This window comes from Streptomyces sp. NPDC088252, from assembly GCF_044740965.1.
Lineage (GTDB): Bacteria > Actinomycetota > Actinomycetes > Streptomycetales > Streptomycetaceae > Streptomyces.
Genome location: NZ_JBIURS010000018.1, coordinates 1 through 17,081 on the forward strand (window position 1 = coordinate 1; position 17,081 = coordinate 17,081).

13 protein-coding genes and 1 pseudogene are annotated in these 17,081 nt (G+C 71.2%); 10 read left to right on the plus strand and 4 right to left on the minus strand.

Annotated elements, in window-relative coordinates:
* Positions 1-47 precede the first annotated feature (47 nt).
* Positions 48-1,430 (minus strand): annotated as a pseudogene (locus ACIOHC_RS29900) (AMP-binding protein); the annotation flags it as partial.
* Between the two features lie 172 nt (positions 1,431-1,602).
* On the opposite strand from ACIOHC_RS29900, the gene ACIOHC_RS29905 reads away from it, so the two are divergent.
* Positions 1,603-2,445, plus strand: coding sequence for a LuxR C-terminal-related transcriptional regulator (locus ACIOHC_RS29905; protein WP_351073657.1), 843 nt, complete (start codon positions 1,603-1,605; stop codon positions 2,443-2,445).
* A 49-nt stretch (positions 2,446-2,494) separates the two neighbouring features.
* Here ACIOHC_RS29905 and ACIOHC_RS29910 read toward each other — a convergent pair whose 3' ends face one another.
* Positions 2,495-3,688, minus strand: a complete 1,194-nt coding sequence (locus ACIOHC_RS29910; protein WP_365691076.1) for a winged helix DNA-binding domain-containing protein — start codon at positions 3,686-3,688, stop codon at positions 2,495-2,497.
* Positions 3,689-3,818: 130 nt separating this feature from the next.
* Between ACIOHC_RS29910 and ACIOHC_RS29915 the strand changes: the two genes are divergently transcribed.
* Both ACIOHC_RS29915 and ACIOHC_RS29920 read left to right on the plus strand, forming a co-directional pair.
* Positions 3,819-4,694 (plus strand): DMT family transporter, encoded by an 876-nt coding sequence (locus ACIOHC_RS29915; RefSeq protein ID WP_365691078.1) that lies wholly within the window; start codon positions 3,819-3,821, stop codon positions 4,692-4,694.
* Between the two features lie 112 nt (positions 4,695-4,806).
* Positions 4,807-5,232 (plus strand): cold shock domain-containing protein, encoded by a 426-nt coding sequence (locus ACIOHC_RS29920; RefSeq protein ID WP_351073663.1) that lies wholly within the window; start codon positions 4,807-4,809, stop codon positions 5,230-5,232.
* Between the two features lie 22 nt (positions 5,233-5,254).
* Here ACIOHC_RS29920 and ACIOHC_RS29925 read toward each other — a convergent pair whose 3' ends face one another.
* Positions 5,255-5,485, minus strand: a complete 231-nt coding sequence (locus ACIOHC_RS29925; RefSeq protein ID WP_351073665.1) for a DUF6296 family protein — start codon at positions 5,483-5,485, stop codon at positions 5,255-5,257.
* A gap of 270 nt (positions 5,486-5,755) precedes the next feature.
* On the opposite strand from ACIOHC_RS29925, the gene ACIOHC_RS29930 reads away from it, so the two are divergent.
* Both ACIOHC_RS29930 and ACIOHC_RS29935 read left to right on the plus strand, forming a co-directional pair.
* Complete coding sequence (locus ACIOHC_RS29930) at positions 5,756-6,208, plus strand: DUF5709 domain-containing protein (protein ID WP_351073667.1); 453 nt, start codon at positions 5,756-5,758, stop codon at positions 6,206-6,208.
* A 378-nt stretch (positions 6,209-6,586) separates the two neighbouring features.
* On the plus strand, positions 6,587-6,955 hold the full coding sequence (locus ACIOHC_RS29935; protein ID WP_351073669.1) for a nuclear transport factor 2 family protein: 369 nt from the start codon (positions 6,587-6,589) through the stop codon (positions 6,953-6,955).
* Positions 6,956-7,169: 214 nt separating this feature from the next.
* Here the strand turns inward: ACIOHC_RS29935 and ACIOHC_RS29940 are convergent, their stop codons facing one another.
* A complete protein-coding gene (locus tag ACIOHC_RS29940; protein ID WP_351073889.1) occupies positions 7,170-7,979 on the minus strand; it encodes a metalloregulator ArsR/SmtB family transcription factor in 810 nt (269 codons plus the stop codon).
* Between the two features lie 305 nt (positions 7,980-8,284).
* Between ACIOHC_RS29940 and ACIOHC_RS29945 the strand changes: the two genes are divergently transcribed.
* From ACIOHC_RS29945 to ACIOHC_RS29965, 5 genes are all read left to right on the plus strand, one after another.
* Positions 8,285-10,702 carry an endonuclease/exonuclease/phosphatase family protein gene (locus tag ACIOHC_RS29945; RefSeq protein ID WP_351073671.1) on the plus strand — a complete coding sequence of 806 codons (2,418 nt, stop codon included), beginning with the start codon at positions 8,285-8,287 and terminating at the stop codon, positions 10,700-10,702.
* Positions 10,703-10,969: 267 nt separating this feature from the next.
* Entirely contained in the window at positions 10,970-11,698 is a 729-nt protein-coding gene (locus ACIOHC_RS29950; RefSeq protein WP_351073673.1) for a nitroreductase family protein, read from the plus strand.
* 374 nt (positions 11,699-12,072) lie between these two features.
* Positions 12,073-13,626: an N-acetylmuramoyl-L-alanine amidase gene (locus tag ACIOHC_RS29955; RefSeq protein ID WP_365691080.1), complete on the plus strand. Its 1,554-nt coding sequence runs from the start codon at positions 12,073-12,075 to the stop codon at positions 13,624-13,626.
* 327 nt (positions 13,627-13,953) lie between these two features.
* Positions 13,954-15,393, plus strand: coding sequence for an MFS transporter (locus ACIOHC_RS29960; RefSeq protein ID WP_365691082.1), 1,440 nt, complete (start codon positions 13,954-13,956; stop codon positions 15,391-15,393).
* 95 nt (positions 15,394-15,488) lie between these two features.
* Positions 15,489-17,057, plus strand: a complete 1,569-nt coding sequence (locus tag ACIOHC_RS29965) for an FGGY family carbohydrate kinase (RefSeq protein WP_401844863.1) — start codon at positions 15,489-15,491, stop codon at positions 17,055-17,057.
* Positions 17,058-17,081 lie beyond the last annotated feature (24 nt).

Genomic DNA, 17,081 nt, shown 5'->3' on the forward strand with positions numbered 1-17,081 from the left:
AGAGCCCCACCAACTGGTGGGGCTCTTCGCGTTCTTGCAGGTCAGGCGGCCAGTTTCATTAGGAAAGGAATGGCACGTGATCTTGAGGGTTTCAAGACGTCGTCGGCCCGGCCGACGTAGGTGATGTAGCCGTCCTCGTCGCGGGAGCCGATGTCACCGGTGCGGTAGTAGCCGCCCGCCATGGCCTCGGCGGTCCGGTCCGGGTCGCCGTGGTACCCGGTCATCAGACCCACCGGACGCGCGGACAGATCGAGGGAGATCTCGCCCTCGACCGCGCCCGGCTCGCCGGTGACCGGGTCGAGGAGCTCGACCCTGAAACCGGGGCTGGGCCGTCCCATCGAGCCGGCCTTCAGCAGCTGACCGGGGGTGTTGGCGACCTGGACGGCGGTCTCGGTCTGGCCGAAGCCGTCCCGGATGGTGACGCCCCACGTGCGTCGCACCGTCTCGATGACCTCCGGGTTCAGCGGCTCACCGGCCGCGACGACCTCGCGCGGCGGGGTCTTCAGCTGGGAGAGGTCGGCCTGGATCAGCATCCGCCAGACGGTGGGCGGGGCGCAGAAGCTGGTGACGCCCGAGCGGTCCATCTCGGCCATCAGCCGGCCCGCGTCGAAGCGGGTGTAGTTGAAGATGAAGACGGTCGCCTCGGCGCTCCAGGGCGCGAAGAGGTTGGACCAGGCGTGCTTGGCCCAGCCGGGCGAGGAGATGTTGAGGTGGACGTCCCCGGGCTTGAGGCCGATCCAGTACATCGTCGACAAATGACCCACGGGGTAGGAGACGTGGGTGTGCTCGACGAGCTTGGGGCTGGCGGTCGTGCCGGAGGTGAAGTACAGCATCAGCGGCTCGTCGGCGTCCGTCTCCCGGTCCGCCTCGAAGGTCTCCGGCTGCTCGTCGGCACCGGTGTACGACAGCCAGCCGGGCACGTCCGCGCCGACGGCGATCCGGGTGTAGTCGCCGGGCACTTCCGTGAACTTGGCGGTGTCGGTGTCCCGTACCAGAACGTGCCGGACCCGGCCGCGTTCCACCCGGTCGCGCAGATCGACCGGGCCGAGGAGGGGGGTGGCGGGGATGACGACGGCGCGCAGCTTCATCGCGGCGAGGGCGGTCTCCCACAGCTCGACCTGGTTGCCGAGCATGACGAGGATCCGGTCCCCGGCCCGTACCCCCTGGGCACGCAGCCAGTTCGCGGCCCGGTTGGAGCGGGCGGACATCCGCGCGAAGGACACCTCGGTACGGCCGCCGTCCTCCTCCACGATGTGCAGCGCGGTGCGGTCGTTGTTCTCGGCGATGGCGTCGAACCAGTCGAGCGCCCAGTTGAAGTGTTCCGTCCGCGGCCAGCGGAAGCCCTCGTAGGCGGCGTGGTAGTCCTCGCGGTGCCGCAGCAGAAAGTCCCGGGCGGCCCGGAACTTCTCCGTCGCGCTGGTTGCCGACATGTGCCCTCCTCTTTGCGGACCGGACCGGTCGTTTAACATCATGTAAACAGTGACCGAGGTCTCACCACCCCCGAACGGGGGTGCAGCCGGAAGGTTGCTGAGGATCCTGGCCCGGCCGAGGTCTTCAGTGCCTGTCCGGGGGCTGCCGGGAGCCGGGCAGAAGGGCGTCAGCGTGCCGGAATCCGTCGATGCGGTGGAGATGCAAGCGGCGCTGCTGCGGCTGCGCCGGACCAGCGGGGTGCCCGTGGCCTTCGGCGGGCTGCTCTCGGATGCCCGCCATGCCCGGATCGCCGAGCTGAACGGGGCGCAGACCGGCGCCCTGCGCGGGCTCGTCATCTCGGCGGGCAGTGGGCTGGGCGGCAAGTCGATCGCCCTGTCCCGGCCGTGCGCGGTGACCGACTACCGCTCCTCGCGCCACATCAGCCACGAGTACGACATGGCGGTCGCCGCGGAGGGGCTGCGCTCGGTGGTCGCGGTGCCCGTCGTCGTGCGGCGCAGGGTGCGCGGTGTGCTGTACGGGGCGCTGCGCGAGCCGGTCACGCTCGGGGACCGTACGTTCGACGCGGCGGTCGCCGCCGCCCGTGATGTGGAGCAGGCCCTGGTCGTACGCGACGAGGTGCAGCAGCTGCTGGCCGTGACGCGGGAGCAGGTCACGGACCCGAGGGCCGCGCCGGGGGCCTGGGAGGACGTCCGCGAGGCCCATCGCGAACTGCGCGCGCTGGTCCCGAAGGTCATCGACCCGGCATTGCGCGACGAGTTGCTCGCGGTGTGCGGGCGGCTCGCCTCGGCGGCCGGGGCCCGCGCGCCGAAACCCTGCGATGTGCACCTGGCACCGCGCGAAGTGGACGTGCTGGCGTGTGTGGCCGCGGGGACGACGAACGCGGTGGCGGCGGAGCGGCTGGGGCTGCGGCCGGAGACCGTGAAGGGGTATCTGCGTTCGGCGATGCGCAAACTGGGGGCGCACACCCGTCTGGAGGCGGTGGTGGCGGCGCGGCGCGCGGGGCTGCTGCCGTAGGGGGCGGGTGCGCGGGGCCGGACCGCGGCTGTCGCGCACCGTTCGCCGCTCAGGGCCCGAAGTCGACGAACGTCGCGAACCGGATGTCGTATCCGCTCGCGTCGATGACCGCGTTCGTCCCGGCCCTCCTCATGGTGGAGAGCATCCGTACGGCCTCGTCGGTGACGGCGTCGCACTCGGCCGGGCTCAGTCGGCCGAGCGGCTGCACGGTCAGGGCCGCCGCCGGGCCGGAATCGGAACGTGTCCCGGAACCGGACCGGGCCCCGGAACCGTCGCCGAACCGCCAGATCGCGGCGAGGAATCCGTCGACCAGCACGGTGCCGTACGCCTGGTTGCCGTTCCCGTTGCGCCCCCGGTACCGCGGCGGGATCACGCGCGAACGGTCCGCGTGGCCCAGCAGCACATTGTCGAACTCGGGCAGGAAGCGCGGCGGGGCGGGGGTGTCCTCGTCGGGGCGCGGGGCCTCCGGCAGGTCGAAGAGCTCGACGCCGTTCTCGTCCCGGAAGGTGATGAGCCGTGGCCGCAGCCGTTCGAAGACCTCGCGCATCCGGGTCAGTCCGGCCCATGCCTGCATGTCCCGGACGGAGGCGGGCCCGAAGGCGCCGAGGTAGCGAAGCACGGTGGCATCGGGTGCGGGCACCGGCCCGGACGGCCTGCCGAGCCAGTGTTCGACGGTGGTCAGCGCGACGTCTCCGCTCCTGCCCCACACCCCGCGCGGGGTGACCTGGACCAGCGGCAGCAGACAGCGGGCGGCCACGCCCAGGGACCGCGGGTCGGCGTCGGGCCACTCGGCGAGCAGTACCTCGCGGATCTCCCGAGGGGTGCGGGGCCGCTCCTCGACGACCTTCCTGGCGATCGCGCCGAGCCGGTCCGGGTCCACTCCGACGAGCCCCTTGCGGAACGTCCTGAGTTCCCGGTCGCGCGCCGACTGGACCAGCGGGCGCAGGGTGAGCGCGTCGGCTGCGGTGTGCAGGTGGATGGTGGAGCGCAGGGTGACGATGCGCACCGCCTCGCGGGACTCCATCAGTCCGGCGAGCTCGGCCGGGTCGAATCCGTCGAGGCGGGCGAAGAGCTGGTAGTAGGGCGGCTTGGTGTTCTGCGCCTGGAGACCGACGAGATGCTCGACGGCGCCCTTCGCGGACATCGTGGCCCGGCGCAGCAGCAGCTGGCGCTCCAGCGTGGCACGGCCCAGCGCGCGCGGGGAGAGCACGGCGGGCGCGACGGGGTTCTTCTTCGGCGACATGCACGGCACGCTACGTGGAATCGCGGACGACTTCGGTCCGCATGTTGCCCGGGACCCGGGTCCTGCGTCCCGCCATGCCGCCGGACCACAGGACCCGGGATCGCGGGCCCGCCGCCCGCATCATGAGTGGGTGATCAGTGTCCTGTTCGCCGTCCTGACCGCTTTCAGCAACGGCGCGGCCTCCGTCCTCCAGCGCCGCGCGGCCCGCACCGTCCCCGACAGCGAGGCGATGCGTCTGGCGCTGATCGGGCATCTGCTGCGACGGCGGGTGTGGCTCGCCGGGATCGGCCTGGTGATCGTCGCGGCCGTCTGCCAGGCCGTGGCGCTGGCCACCGGTCCGATCGCCGTGGTCCAGCCGATCTTTGTGATCGAACTGCCGGCCACGCTGCTGATGGCCGGGTTCGTCATGCGGGTCCGGCTGCCCCGGTCGCTCTGGTACGCGGTGGCGGCGGTGACCCTGGGACTGGCCCTGGGCATGGCCTCGGCGGCACCGGGTGGCGGCGTCACGTCCGTGCACGGCGCCATCTGGGTGCCCGCACTCATCCTGACCGGCATCTTCGAGGCCGTGCTGATCGGTGCGGCCCTGAGTACGCGCGGCAACCCCCGGGGCGCGCTGCTCGGCCTCGCCGCGGCCTGCGGGTACGCGCTCACGGCCGCGCTCATGAAGGACGCCATGGCGCGGCTCGAAGGGGGCGGCGGAGCGGCGGCGCTCTTCACGTCCTGGCAGCTGTACGCCACCGCGGTGGCCGGAGTGGGCTCGCTGTTCCTCCTCCAGAACGCCCTCCAGGCCGGCATGCTGGTCGCCGTCCAGCCGCCGCTGACCCTCGGCGACGCGCTGATCAGCGTCCTCTACGGGGTGACGCTCTTCGGCGAGGAGCTGCGCACCGGGTGGTGGGTGCTGCCCGAACTCGTCGCGATCGCCCTGATCACGGTGGGCTGCGTCGAACTGGCCCGCTCCCCACTGGCGTCCGGGACCGCGCCGCCGCCCGACCGCAGGCTCAGGTGAGTCCGCCGCGATTACCGGGATCCGGTCGCGCGGCCCGACCGCGCGGGGCTATTCTCCGGTCGAGCCATGTGTGGCGAGGGGCATGGGGCCCGGTTCTTCCTTGGGGGTTGGTGTGGTTTCCGGTCGCGTGGTGCGGTTCGACAGCGCACGGGGATATGGCTTCATCGCACCCGATCACGGCGGTGAGGATGTGTTCCTCCATGTCAACGACATGCTGATCCCCGAGTCCTATGTGCACACGGGCACGGCGGTCGAGTTCGAGATCGAAGACGGTGACCGGGGGCTGAAGGCGTCGTCCGTCCGGCTCGCCGAGGGACCCGACGGAAAGCCGCTGACTCCCCCGCGGCCCACCGCGGTCGGCATCGCCGGATCCGCGGACGACGACACGCTGTGCGACGTGCTCAGCGCCGCCGAGTACACCAGGGCGGTCACCGAGGTCCTGCTGGAGTCGGCCCCTTCGCTGACGAGTGCTCAGATTCTGCAGATCCGGGGCGGTTTGCTGCAGTTCGCCAAGAACCACGGCTGGACCGAGGGCTGACGGCACACCCCCGCACGAGCGTTCAGGTGGTCGGCTCCCGCACCACCAGCGGGGTGCCCAGCACCTGGTGTCCACCGCTGGCGATCATGCGCACCTCCCCGCGGTCGCTGATCTCCGCGCGCACGATTCCGGTCTCGTCCTCGTAGATCGGATACCCGCCCGCGCCCGACTGTTCCGTACGCCGGACGGTCACCGTGTCGTCCTCGACGGCCGACGCCTGAAATACCAACTGGTAGCTCTCCGGGTAATCCATCGCGGTTCTCCCGATACGGACGGCGCGGGCGCGGGACAAGGCCCCGCCCGCGCCTTCCCTCGTTCTCCTGCACCTTCCATCGTCCCTCGGACCGGCCCGTCGTGCCCGGCCGACGGGCCACGGCTGCGGGCTCATGCCCGGTCCACTTATCCTGAAGCCATACGGGCGGTTCGACGGCGATCGGGCACACAGTACAGATACGCCCCCTTTCCCCCGGTTCGCGTGCGCGACATGCGTGACCGGGACCCAGGAGCCGGGAAGGGACACACCATGAAGGATGCCGACATGGGAGACGATGTCTACCAGCCCCAGCAGCCCGAGGCCTCCGACCTCGCCGAGCAGCTCGACATCGAGGACACCCTGGACAACCGGGGCCTGACCGATCTGCTGGACGAGGGCTACTCCCCGCCCGAGCGGCCATGGGCGGTGGAGGACCAGGGCACCACAGCCGCCGAGCAGCACAGCGGCGAGCCGCTGGAGAGCCGCCTGGCCCGGGAGCTGCCCGAGGTGTCCGAGATCACCGGCGACGGCCTGGGCGATCTCTCCGACGGTGACGGCGAACTGTGGGACGGGGAGGTCGGTACGGCACGTGCCGGCCGGCTCACCCGGCAGCTGGACATCAACGAGCCGGACACCCTGACGGCCGAGGACGTCGGGATCGACGGAGCGGCGGCATCGGCCGAGGAAGCGGCCATGCACGTGGTCCCGGACAGCCAGGTCTGAGGAGGCTCACCTCCGCCCGCCCCTCAGTCCGCTCCGCCTCCGCCCGCTCCGCCTCCTCCTCGCCCCGCCTCCTCCTCGCCCCGCCGTGTGCCGCGCCGCGCCGCGCCGCGCCGACGCACCCTCGCGCCGGGGGAGTTGTGCACCGCCCCTTTTTCACGTCGGCACTTCTGCGTACCGGAGCCCTCGTGCAGCGGCCCCCTTGCGCACCACACCTGCAGTTCCTCGCGTCCGCTCTGCCGCGATGTGACACCTCACCTCCGAGCCCAGGACCATGACCTCGGAGGTAATCGACGCCTTCCGCGCCATCGGACATCGTGTTCCTCACCTGCACACGGGAGCCCGGCCCCAGGGGTCGGGACGCGAGGAGAGGACAGCACGATGACCGCATACGAGGACGCCGTTCAGCGCTACTTCGTCGCCTGGAACGCGGCCACCCCCGAGGACCTGGAGAAGGCCGTGGCGGCCGCCTTCACGGAGAGCGCCACCTACACCGACCCGCTGGCGGACGTGCGCGGCCACGAGCAGCTCACGGCCACGATCAACGGAGCCCACCAGCAGTTCCCCGGCTTCGAGTTCCGCCCGACCGGCACCCCGGACGGGCACCACGACATCGTGCGCTTCAGCTGGGAACTGGTCTCCACCGCCGACGGCTCGGCGCCCGTCGCCGGGTCGGACGTGCTGACCCTCGCCGAGGACGGACGCATCACCTCGGTCAGCGGCTTCCTCGACCGCGTGCCCGGAGCCTGATCCTCCGACAGGAGACGCCGGCCGGTGCCGAACGCACCGGCCGTCCGACGGCCGTCCGTTCCATGGACAGCTCCTCAGCCGCCCGCGCCGGGCGACTCCCGCGACGCGGGCGCGGCGGCTCCTCGCCCCCCTCGGTCCCGTCCTCGGCAAGGACGCCTTCGGGCGGTTCCGCGTCGAGGCCGGGCCCGTCGGGGGCGCTCCTCGTGCTTCGGCCTCAGGCCGGCTCGTCGAGGAACCGCCCGCCCTCCAGAAGGGTCTTGAGCGAGGAGAGGATCGCGATCCAGCCGTCGCTGACACCCTCCAGCATCCTGCTGTCCGGGCTGTCGAACCCGTCGTGGGTGACCGTCAGCCTGATACCCAGCTCGGGCTCGTCGGCGGGCTCGATGTCGAACGTCACCTTCGACCGCTCCCGGACGGCCTTCTCCCACTCCTCGTCCGAGGCGAAGTCGAACATCTGACGGTGCATGGGCTGCAAGGTGTGCCAGGTGTACGAGAGCCGCCTACCGGGCTCCGCCTCCAGGACGCGCTGGCCGACCTCCTCGAACTCACCGTCCGGATCCATCTTCCACCGCACCGGCGCGCCGACCTCCCAGGTCGACTCGGGGCCGTATCCACCCATGTAGATCTTGATGGACTCGGGGTCGGTCAGCGCCTGATAGAGATGCTCGGCGGTGGTCTGGATGTAGATGGCGTAGACGAACTCGGGCTTGCCCATGACCGTTCCTTCCAGGCTCTGCTCAAGGCGCGACAGTGCGGCCGGACGGTGGCGTGCGTACCGGCCGGTCCAGCGGCCGGCAACCTCCTGGATGGGCACCGGGTCGAGGTAGTGCAGCTTCTCCCGCCCCCGACGCACGACGGTGACCAGCAGCGCCGATTCCAGCACCGCCAGATGTTTGCTCACCGCCTGCCGGCTCATGCCCAGGCCCTCGCCCAACTCGCGCAGGGTCTGGCCGCCCCGCGCATCGAGCCGGTCGAGGAGCTCCCGGCGGCTCGGATCGGCGAGCGCCCTGAATACCGGGTCCATCGCCACCATCGGGACCATCCTCACCCGCTCGCTCCCCTGCCTTCCTCTCCACCCTAGGCAACCCTTCGGTTGCACGGCGAGTCGGAGCCACCAGACCCGCCACGAGCCGGACCCCCGGTGGGCGGCCACCATCTGCCGAGGGTGGCCGGAAGACGCCCCGCGCCTCAGCGCCCCCACCCCTCGCCGCTCCCCCGCAACGCTTCCCGGCCGTCGGAGCGATTTCTGGAATTAACTTCTGATGTCTTGTCACGGCCGGTTCTACGCGCATAGCTTTTGCCCTCACCACACTTCGGGAGCAACTCACCGTGCACATATCCAGACCCCGTTCCGTCCTGCTGGCCGGCGCTGTCGCCGTCACGCTCTCGGCCACCGCGCTGCCCGCCGCATTCGCGGCTCCGTCCTCGACCGCCGTGATCTCCGAGGTGTACGGCGGTGGGGGCAATTCGGGCGCCACGCTCAGCCGCGACTTCATCGAGCTGGCCAACGCCGGCTCCGCCGGTTACGACCTGTCCGGTTTCAGCGTCCAGTACCTGCCCGCCGCCCCTTCCGCCGGATCGCTGTGGCAGGTCTCCGCACTGACAGGTTCCATCGCCCCCGGTGGCCGCTATCTCGTCTCCCAGGCCGCGGGCACCGGCGGCACCGTCGCGCTGCCGACGCCGGACGCCACCGGCACGGTCGCCATGGCGGCCGGCGGCGGAACCGTCGCGCTCGTCTCCGGCACGACCCCGCTGACCTGCAAGACGGCTGCCGACTGCGCGGCCGACACCCGGATCGTGGACCTCGTCGGCTACGGCTCCGCGGTCGTACGGGAGGGCAGCGGTCCGGCCGCGGGAGCGTCCAACACCTTCTCGGTGGCCCGCGGTGCGTCCCTCGCCGACACCGATGACAACGCCGCCGACTTCACCGCCGGTGACCCGACGCCGGTCAACTCGGCCGGCGAGACATCCGGCGGCTCCGGCCCGGTGGACCCCGGCGGCCCGACCGAACCCGGCACCGTCCGGATCCACGACATCCAGGGCACCACCCGGGTGTCGCCACTGAAGGGTCGGCAGGTGACCGGTGTCCCCGGCATCGTCACCGGCGTACGGACCACGGGTTCGCGCGGCTTCTGGATCCAGGACACCGAGCCGGACGCGGACCCCCGCACCAGCGAGGGCGTGTTCGTCTTCACCGGCTCCACCGCTCCGGAGGTCGCCGTGGGCGACTCGGTGCTGGTCAGCGGAAAGGTGGACGAGTACTACCCGTCGACGACCACCCAGTCGATCACCGAGATCACCGCCCCGAAGACGACGGTCCTGTCCTCGGGCAACGCGCTGCCGGCCCCGGTCGTGCTCGACGCGGCCTCGGTACCGGACACCTACGCCCCTTCGGCGGACGGTGGTTCGATCGATCCGCTGGCCCTCGACCCCTCGGCGTACGCCCTCGACCTCTACGAGTCGCTCGAAGGCACCCGCGTCCAGATCTCCGACACGCGGGTGACGGGTGCGACGACCGCGTACGACGAGATCTGGGTGACCGTCAAGCCGGACGAGAACCGGACCGGGCGGGGCGGCACGCTGTACTCCTCGTACAACGACCAGAACACCGGCCGTATCAAGGTGATGTCGCTCGACCCGGCCAAGCCGGTCCCCGTCGCCGACGTCGGCGACGTGCTGTCCGGCGCGACCACCGGTGTCATGGACTACGCGTCGTTCGGCGGTTACAACCTCCAGGCCACCGAACTCGGCACGCTCACCGACAACCACCTGCAGCGCGAGGTCACCAGGAAGCAGAAGGGCAACGAGCTCGCCGTCGCCACGTACAACGTGGAGAACCTGGACGCGCTGGACGAGCAGGCCAAGTTCGACACACTCGCCAAGGGCGTCGCGGTCAACCTCTCCTCCCCCGACATCGTGTCGCTGGAGGAGATCCAGGACGACAACGGTGCGGTGAACGACGGCACGGTCGGCTCCGAGGCGACGCTGAAGCGGTTCACCGACGCGATCGTCGCCGCGGGCGGTCCCCGGTACGCGTGGCGGTACATCGCCCCCGAGAACAACAAGGACGGCGGCGAACCCGGCGGCAACATCCGCAACGTCTTCCTCTTCAATCCCAAGAGGGTCGACTTCGTGGACCGCGCGGGCGGCGACGCGACCACCGCCGTGACCGCGGTGAAGACGAAGAAGGGAGTGGCCCTCTCGGCGTCGCCCGGCCGGATCACCCCGACCAGCGACGCGTGGGCGGACAGCCGCAAGCCGCTCGTCGGAGAGTTCCGCTTCCACGGGAAGCCGGTCTTCGTCATCGGCAACCACTTCACGTCCAAGGGCGGCGACCAGCCCCTGCACGGCCGCTACCAGGAGCCGAAGCGCAGCTCCGAGACGAAGCGTGTGAAGCAGGCGACGGAGGTGAACACCTTCGTCAAGTCGTTGCTGGCCGCCGACGATTCGGCCCGGATCATCACGCTCGGCGACCTCAACGACTTCGCCTTCTCCTCGACGATGGACGCGCTGACCAGCGGCAAGGTGCTCAAGCCGCTGATCACCACGCTGCCCGCGAGCGAGCAGTACAGCTATGTCTACGAGGGCAACTCGCAGACGCTGGACCACATCCTGACCAGCCCCGGCGTCCGTCGCTTCGACTACGACGTGGTGCACATCAACGCGGAGTTCGCCGACCAGGCGAGCGACCACGACCCGCAGGTCGTGCGGGTGGACGTCAACGCCCCGAACAACAACGGGCACTGACCGCCGGGCCCGCGCGAACGCCGCGGGCCGCGGGGTGAGGTCGACCGGCCGCCGGTCGGCCCCACCCCCCGCGTCGTTCCCGGACGGACCACCGCCCACGCCGGTACCCGGTCCGGCTCTCAGGCCCTCAGGCCCTCAGGCCCTCAGTACGAATCTGCCGGTCCGTGCCGTGCCGACGCGACGGCGGGCGCGGGCCCGGCGAGCCCGTCCCGAGGGCCGGCCGGCACGGCTCCCCACCGCGAGGCCTCGCCCGTAGACTCCGCGATCATGACGACAGACATGCCGATAGCCGGGGCCGGAACCGATGAACCCGCGCTCTTCGCAACGATGTCCACCATGCGGGCCATGCGCCGTCTCAAGCCGGAGCCGGTGCCCGAGGAGATGCTGGAGCAGCTCGTACAGGCCGCCGTCTGGGGTCCCAGCGGCGGCAACATGCAGTGCTACGAGTACGTGGTCGTGACCGACCGCGAGGTGATGGCGCGTCTCGCGCCGCTGTGGAAGCGGTGCGTGGACGCCTATCTGGCGACGACCGGGAAGTACGCGCCCGAAGGCATGGACGACGCGGCGTACGGCCGGATGGTCGCCGCGATCGAGTACCAGCGAGACCACTTCGCCGATACACCCGCGCTGATCGTGCCCTGCTACCGGTTCCCGGAGCCGCGTCCGGACGAGGAGGGCCTCCTGGCCTCCGCGCAGGCGCTCGGTCCGGCCGGTACCGCGCACATGGCGAACACCGGGACCCGCTTCCAGGCGCTCGCCGAGGGCTCCTGCGTCTATCCGGGTGTGCAGAACATCCTGCTCGCCGCCCGCGCGCTGGGGCTCGCGGCGAACATCACCATCTGGCACCTGATGCTGGAGCAGGAGTGGAAGGCGGCCCTCGGCATTCCCGAGGACATGCACACCTTCGCCGCCGTTCCGGTCGGGTGGCCGCAGGGCAATTTCGGTCCGGTCAGCCGCCGTCCGGTGGCGGACGTCATCCACCGCGATCACTGGTAGGACAGCGCACCGGCCCGGCCCCCGGCGGTTCGGCGGGGGCCGGGCCAGTGGGCGCCGACGCGCCGCGCCACCGCGAGGCCGGAATCCAGGCCGTGGGCCCGACCCCCGCTGCCGGTCCGTTTGTCTGCCCGGTGGTGAACGACTCCGAGCACCTGACGCCGGACGCTCCAGCCCCGCCCGGTGGCCGCCGAAGCGGTCGCCGGGCGGGGGCCCGGCATGCGGTCCAACCCCGTCCGGGTGAAAGGAAGTTCGACACACCGGCAGATGATTGTCATGCCCTGGACACATCGATACGCTGTGCGGGCTTCGGCCCCTCGGCCCACCCCACTCGGGCCCGGGGGCCGTTCTTCTCCCCCCACAGAGCAGGAGCAGGTATGCCCAGACGAGCAGCCGTCCACACAAGGGCACGCGCATCCGTGCTAGCGGCCCTCACCGTCACGGCGCTGACCGCGGCAGGCACCCCGGCCTTCGCCGCTCAGCCCGACGACCATCCCATGAACCGGGCGTTCGCACGCGCGGCCGCGAAGTACGACGTACCGCGTGATCTGCTCGCCGCCGTCGGATACGGCGAGACCCGTCTCGACGGCCACTCCGGGCGCCCCAGCCAGGCGAACGGCTACGGAGTGATGCATCTGGTGAGCAACCCCCTGAACCGGACGCTGGAACGGGCCGCCGCTCTCACCGGCGAGCCGCCGGCCGCCCTCCGCGGCGACACCGCGGCCAACATCCTGGGCGGCGCCGCGGTGCTGCGGGGCTACGCGGACACTCTGGGCCTCGACGCCCGGGAGCGCGACGACATCAACGCCTGGTACCCGGCCGTCGCCCGGTACAGCGGCACACAGGGGCCCGCCGCGGCCCTCTACGCGGACACCGTCTACACCCTCCTGGCCGACGGGCTCGACGCCGTCGTCCCCGGCGGCGAGCGGATCTCGGTGACGGGCCGCCCCGTCTCGCCCCAGAAGGGTTCGCTCACCGCCACCGAGGCGCGCACCCAGAGCCCCGACTATCCGTCGGCGCTGTGGGTGCCGGCGAACGCGAACAACTTCGCCGTCGGCCGCTCGGCGAAGATCGACAAGGTGATCATCCATGTCACGCAGGGCTCGTACGCGGGCTCGATCAACTGGTTCCAGGACCCGGTGGCGGAGGTGAGCGCGCACTACGTGGTGCGCTCCTCCGACGGTCAGATCACCCAGATGGTGCGTGACAGCGACACCGCGTACCACGCGCGGAGCGCGAACGCCTCGGCGCTCGGCATCGAGCACGAGGGGTTCATCGACGACCCGTCCTGGTTCACGGACACGATGTACCGCTCGTCGGCGGCCCTGACCAAGTACCTGTGCGACCGGTACGGGATCCCGAAGGACCGGGCGCACATCATCGGGCACAGCGAGGCACCGGGCAACGACCACACCGACCCCGGGCCGTACTGGGACTGGACGCGCTACATGGAGCTGGTCGGCGGGTCCACCGGTGGTGGCGACAGCAGGGACGGACTGAGCTTCACCGCGTACGCGACCCAGCGCAACGGCTCGACGGGTGCCCAGGTCGAGGCCGTTCAGCGGCTGCTGGGCGAGCAGGGACACCCGGCGGGCGCGGTGGACGGCAGCTTCGGCCCCGCCACGCAGAGCGCGGTGACGGCATATCAGGTCGCCCACGGGCTGGACGCCGACGGTGTCGTCGGAGCCAGGACCTGGACCGCGCTGCTGTCGGCCGGGGCGGCGACGACACTCCAGCAGGGCGAATCGGGCGAGGCGGTGAAGAGGCTCCAGCGCTCACTGACCGCGGCGCTCAGCTCGACCGTGGACATCGACGGGAGCTTCGGCCCGGCGACAGCGACGGCGCTGCGCGGCTACCAGACGAGCCGGGGACTCACGGCCGACGGCATCGCGGGGCCGGCCACCTGGGCGACGCTGCAGGCCGGCCGCTGACGGACATCGCCACGGCGGGGTGGTGCGGACCACGCGCCACCCCGCGTGCCGCGTGCCGGCGCCCGCCTCCCGTCGCGCGCCCACCAGGGGTTACGGGACAGCCCTCAGCCCCGCGTCACGTTTAGGTAACCTGCCGGAAACCCTTGACGTTTCTCCTGACTCGTTCTTAACCTCACTGCGTAGTTCGCATTCTTTGCAGTTCACGTGCTGCGGCGCTTTCCGCAGTGTTTTGACAGGCACAGACATAGACCACCTGTCGGTGGTTTCGTCATGCCTGTTTTTTTGTGCTCCCCGTGCCGCCGATGGGTCTTCCTCGAAGGCGGATTCATGGCACAACGTCCGAGCGTCAAAGGCGTCGCCGACGTCGTTGCGCTCATCGATGGGCTGGGAAAGATCACCGGCCGGGCGCAAGTCATCTGGTTTCTCGTGTTCGGCGGGCTGTTCCTCGACGCCTATTCAAATGCCGCGCTGAGCGCCGGTCTGGGACCGATGACGTCCCAGATGGAGCTGACCAGCACCCAGGTCTCGATCCTCACGGCCACCGCTCCGGCCCTGGCGATCGTCTTCAATCCGTTCGGCGGCTGGCTCGCCACCCGGATCGGCCGCGTTCCCCCGCTGCTCATCGCGAAGGTGTTCGCCATCGCGGGCGCCCTGCTCGCCGCCTTCGCCGGTGACTTCACCGTCGTCTGGCTCGGCCGGGTACTGGTGGGTGTCGCATACGGCATCGACTTCGCGGTCGCGATGGCGCTGCTCGCCGAGTACACGCCCGCGAAGCTGGGCGGCCGGCTGAATCTGTGGCAGGCCGTCTGGTACGTCGCCACCACCAGCAACCTCGCCCTCGCCCTGCTCTTCTTCAACCTGGACGTCGGCGCGGACATCTGGCGCTGGTCGGTCGGCTCGGCCGCGGTCGTCGCCGCCGCGCTGCTCGTGGGCCAGTGGCTGATGCTCAAGGAGAGCCCCACCTGGCTGGCGAGCAAGGGCCGGCTGGACGAGGCCGTCGTCAACCTGGACAAGATCTACCGGATCGAGGCCGTCGCCGGCAGGCCCGACGAGGCGACCCGCGCCGCCACCGAGGCACCCGCCATCGGCTTCCGCCAGGCCGGGCTGCTCTTCAAGGGCGCGTACCTGCCGCGCACGATCCTCTCCTCCGTGATCTCGCTCGGACAGTCGATGCAGTACTTCGCAGTCGGCTGGTACCTCCCGCTGATCAGCCTGACGATCTTCGGCGAGAGCTTCGAGAAGGCCACCATCGGCTCGATGGTCTTCAACGCCTTCGGTATCGCGGGCGGCCTGCTGTCCGCGTATTTCGGCCGTCGGCTCGGGCTCCGGCTCAGCTCCGCCGCCGGTTTCGCCGGCGTCTTCGTCGCGCTGCTCGCGATGGGGCTGACCTTCGAGAAGGTGCCCACGGCCGTGGCGTTCCTGCTGCCGGTGCTGTTCATCCTCTGCCACTCGTCGGGCCCCGGCGCCAACGGCAAGTCCATCGCCGCACTCTCGTACAGCAGTGACGTCCGCGCGCTCGGCACCGGGGTCACCGGGATGGTCGGCAGCTTCGGCAGTGTCGTCGGGCTGTACGTCTTCCCGCAGATCAAGGACTCGCTGGGACTCGCCGACACCTTCCTGGTGCTCTCCGTCGTACCACTGCTCGGACTGATCACCTGTCTGGCGATCAAGTGGGACCCGACGAAGGCCGTGTCCCCCGACGAGGCCGTCGGTCAGGACCGTGACACCGCCGAGGAGCGAACCGCCCGTTCCGCGACCGCGCGCTGACCCGCCGCCGGACCTGTCGCACCACACGATGGTCCCCTCCCCCTGTCGTATCCCTCCGCACAGCTCGCGATGCTCGCGATGAAAGGGCTGCAATGATGCAGACGTTCCCCGGCGCCGCCCCACGGCGCGGCGTGCTGTCCATCGACGAGGGCACCACGGGCACCAGGGCCGGAGTCGTTCTCGACTCGGGCGCCGCGCACGAGGTGTTCTACCGGTCGATCAAGGTCAGCCATCCGGACGACCTCTCGGTCGAGCAGGACCCGATGGAGATCTGGACCGCCACCGTCGAGGTGGCGCGCCGGGCCGTCGGCCGGGCCCGCGAGGAGGGCATCGGGATCACCGCGGTCGCGCTCTCCACCCAGCGGGCCACCACGATGCTGTGGGACCGGGTCACCGGGCAGCCGCTGCTGCCCGCGGTGGTCTGGCAGGACCGGCGGTACGCACACGAGCTCACCTCGTACGAGGCGGAGTGGGACGCCGCGTTGCTGGCCCGCCAGGGCCGGCCGGTCGGCGCCCGCGCCCCGTTCCTCTGGGCCGCCCGGCAGATCGCCGGACACCCCGAGGTGGCCGCCGCGCACCGCGACGGCCGGCTGCTCTTCGGCACCGTCGACACCTGGCTGATCTGGCGCCTCACCGGCGGCGCCGTGCACGCCACCACCCCGACCAACGCCGCTTCCACCGGCGGCTATCTGCTGGAGCGGCACGCCTGGGACGAGGAGTGGATCGACCATCTCGGCTTCCCCCTCGACCTGCTGCCGGAACTCCGCTCCGACGACGCCGGATTCGGTACGACCGACCCGGCGGCCCTCGGCATCGCCGTCCCGCTGGCCGCCTCCATGGGCGACCAGCACGCCGCACTCGTCGCGCTCGGCGGCCTCGCCGCCGGGCAGGGCATGTGCGTGTACGGGACCGGCGCCTTCGTCGACGCGGCGACCGGCACCACGCCCGCCCTGCCCCGGCCGGACATCTCCGGGGTGCTCGCCCAGCCCGGCCGGCGGCAGGGCGACATCAGCCACTACAGCCTGGAGGCCTACACCTCCACGGCGGGTTCGGCGCTGCGCTGGCTCTGTGACGACCTGGGGCTGTTCGCATCGCCGAAGGAACTCGGTGAGGAGGCGGGCCGGGTCCCCACCCGGCCGGGCCGCACCCCGCGTTTCGTCCCGGCGCTCGCCGGGGTCCGTACGCCGGTCTGGCACCCGGAGGCCACCGCCTCCCTCACCGGGCTCACCCTCGCCACCACCCGCGGCGATGTCGCGCGCGCCGTGCTGGAGGGCATCGCGCACTCCGTGTGCGACCTGATCGACGGCGTCGCCGACACCATGAGCACACCGTTCACCCGGCTCCGGGTCGGCGGCGGGGTCTCCGGAAGCGACCCCCTCATGCGGATCCAGGCCGATCTGACCGGTCTGCCGCTGGAGCGGGTCTCCGACTCCGCCACCGCGAGCCTGCGCGGCACCGCCTATCTGGCGGGCGTCGCCCAGGGGCTGTGGTCCTCGCTCGAAGAGGTGGTCGAGGCCCAGCCGCACGGCCGGATCTTCGAGCCCTCGATCACGGCGGCCGAACGCGCCGGACAGCGCGCCGCCTGGCGCGACGTGCTGATCGCCCACCTGGACGACCCCGCGCTCCTCCCCCTGGAGGACCCCGAACCTCACACCCCCCACTGACGGCCCCCCCCCGACCGTCGCACC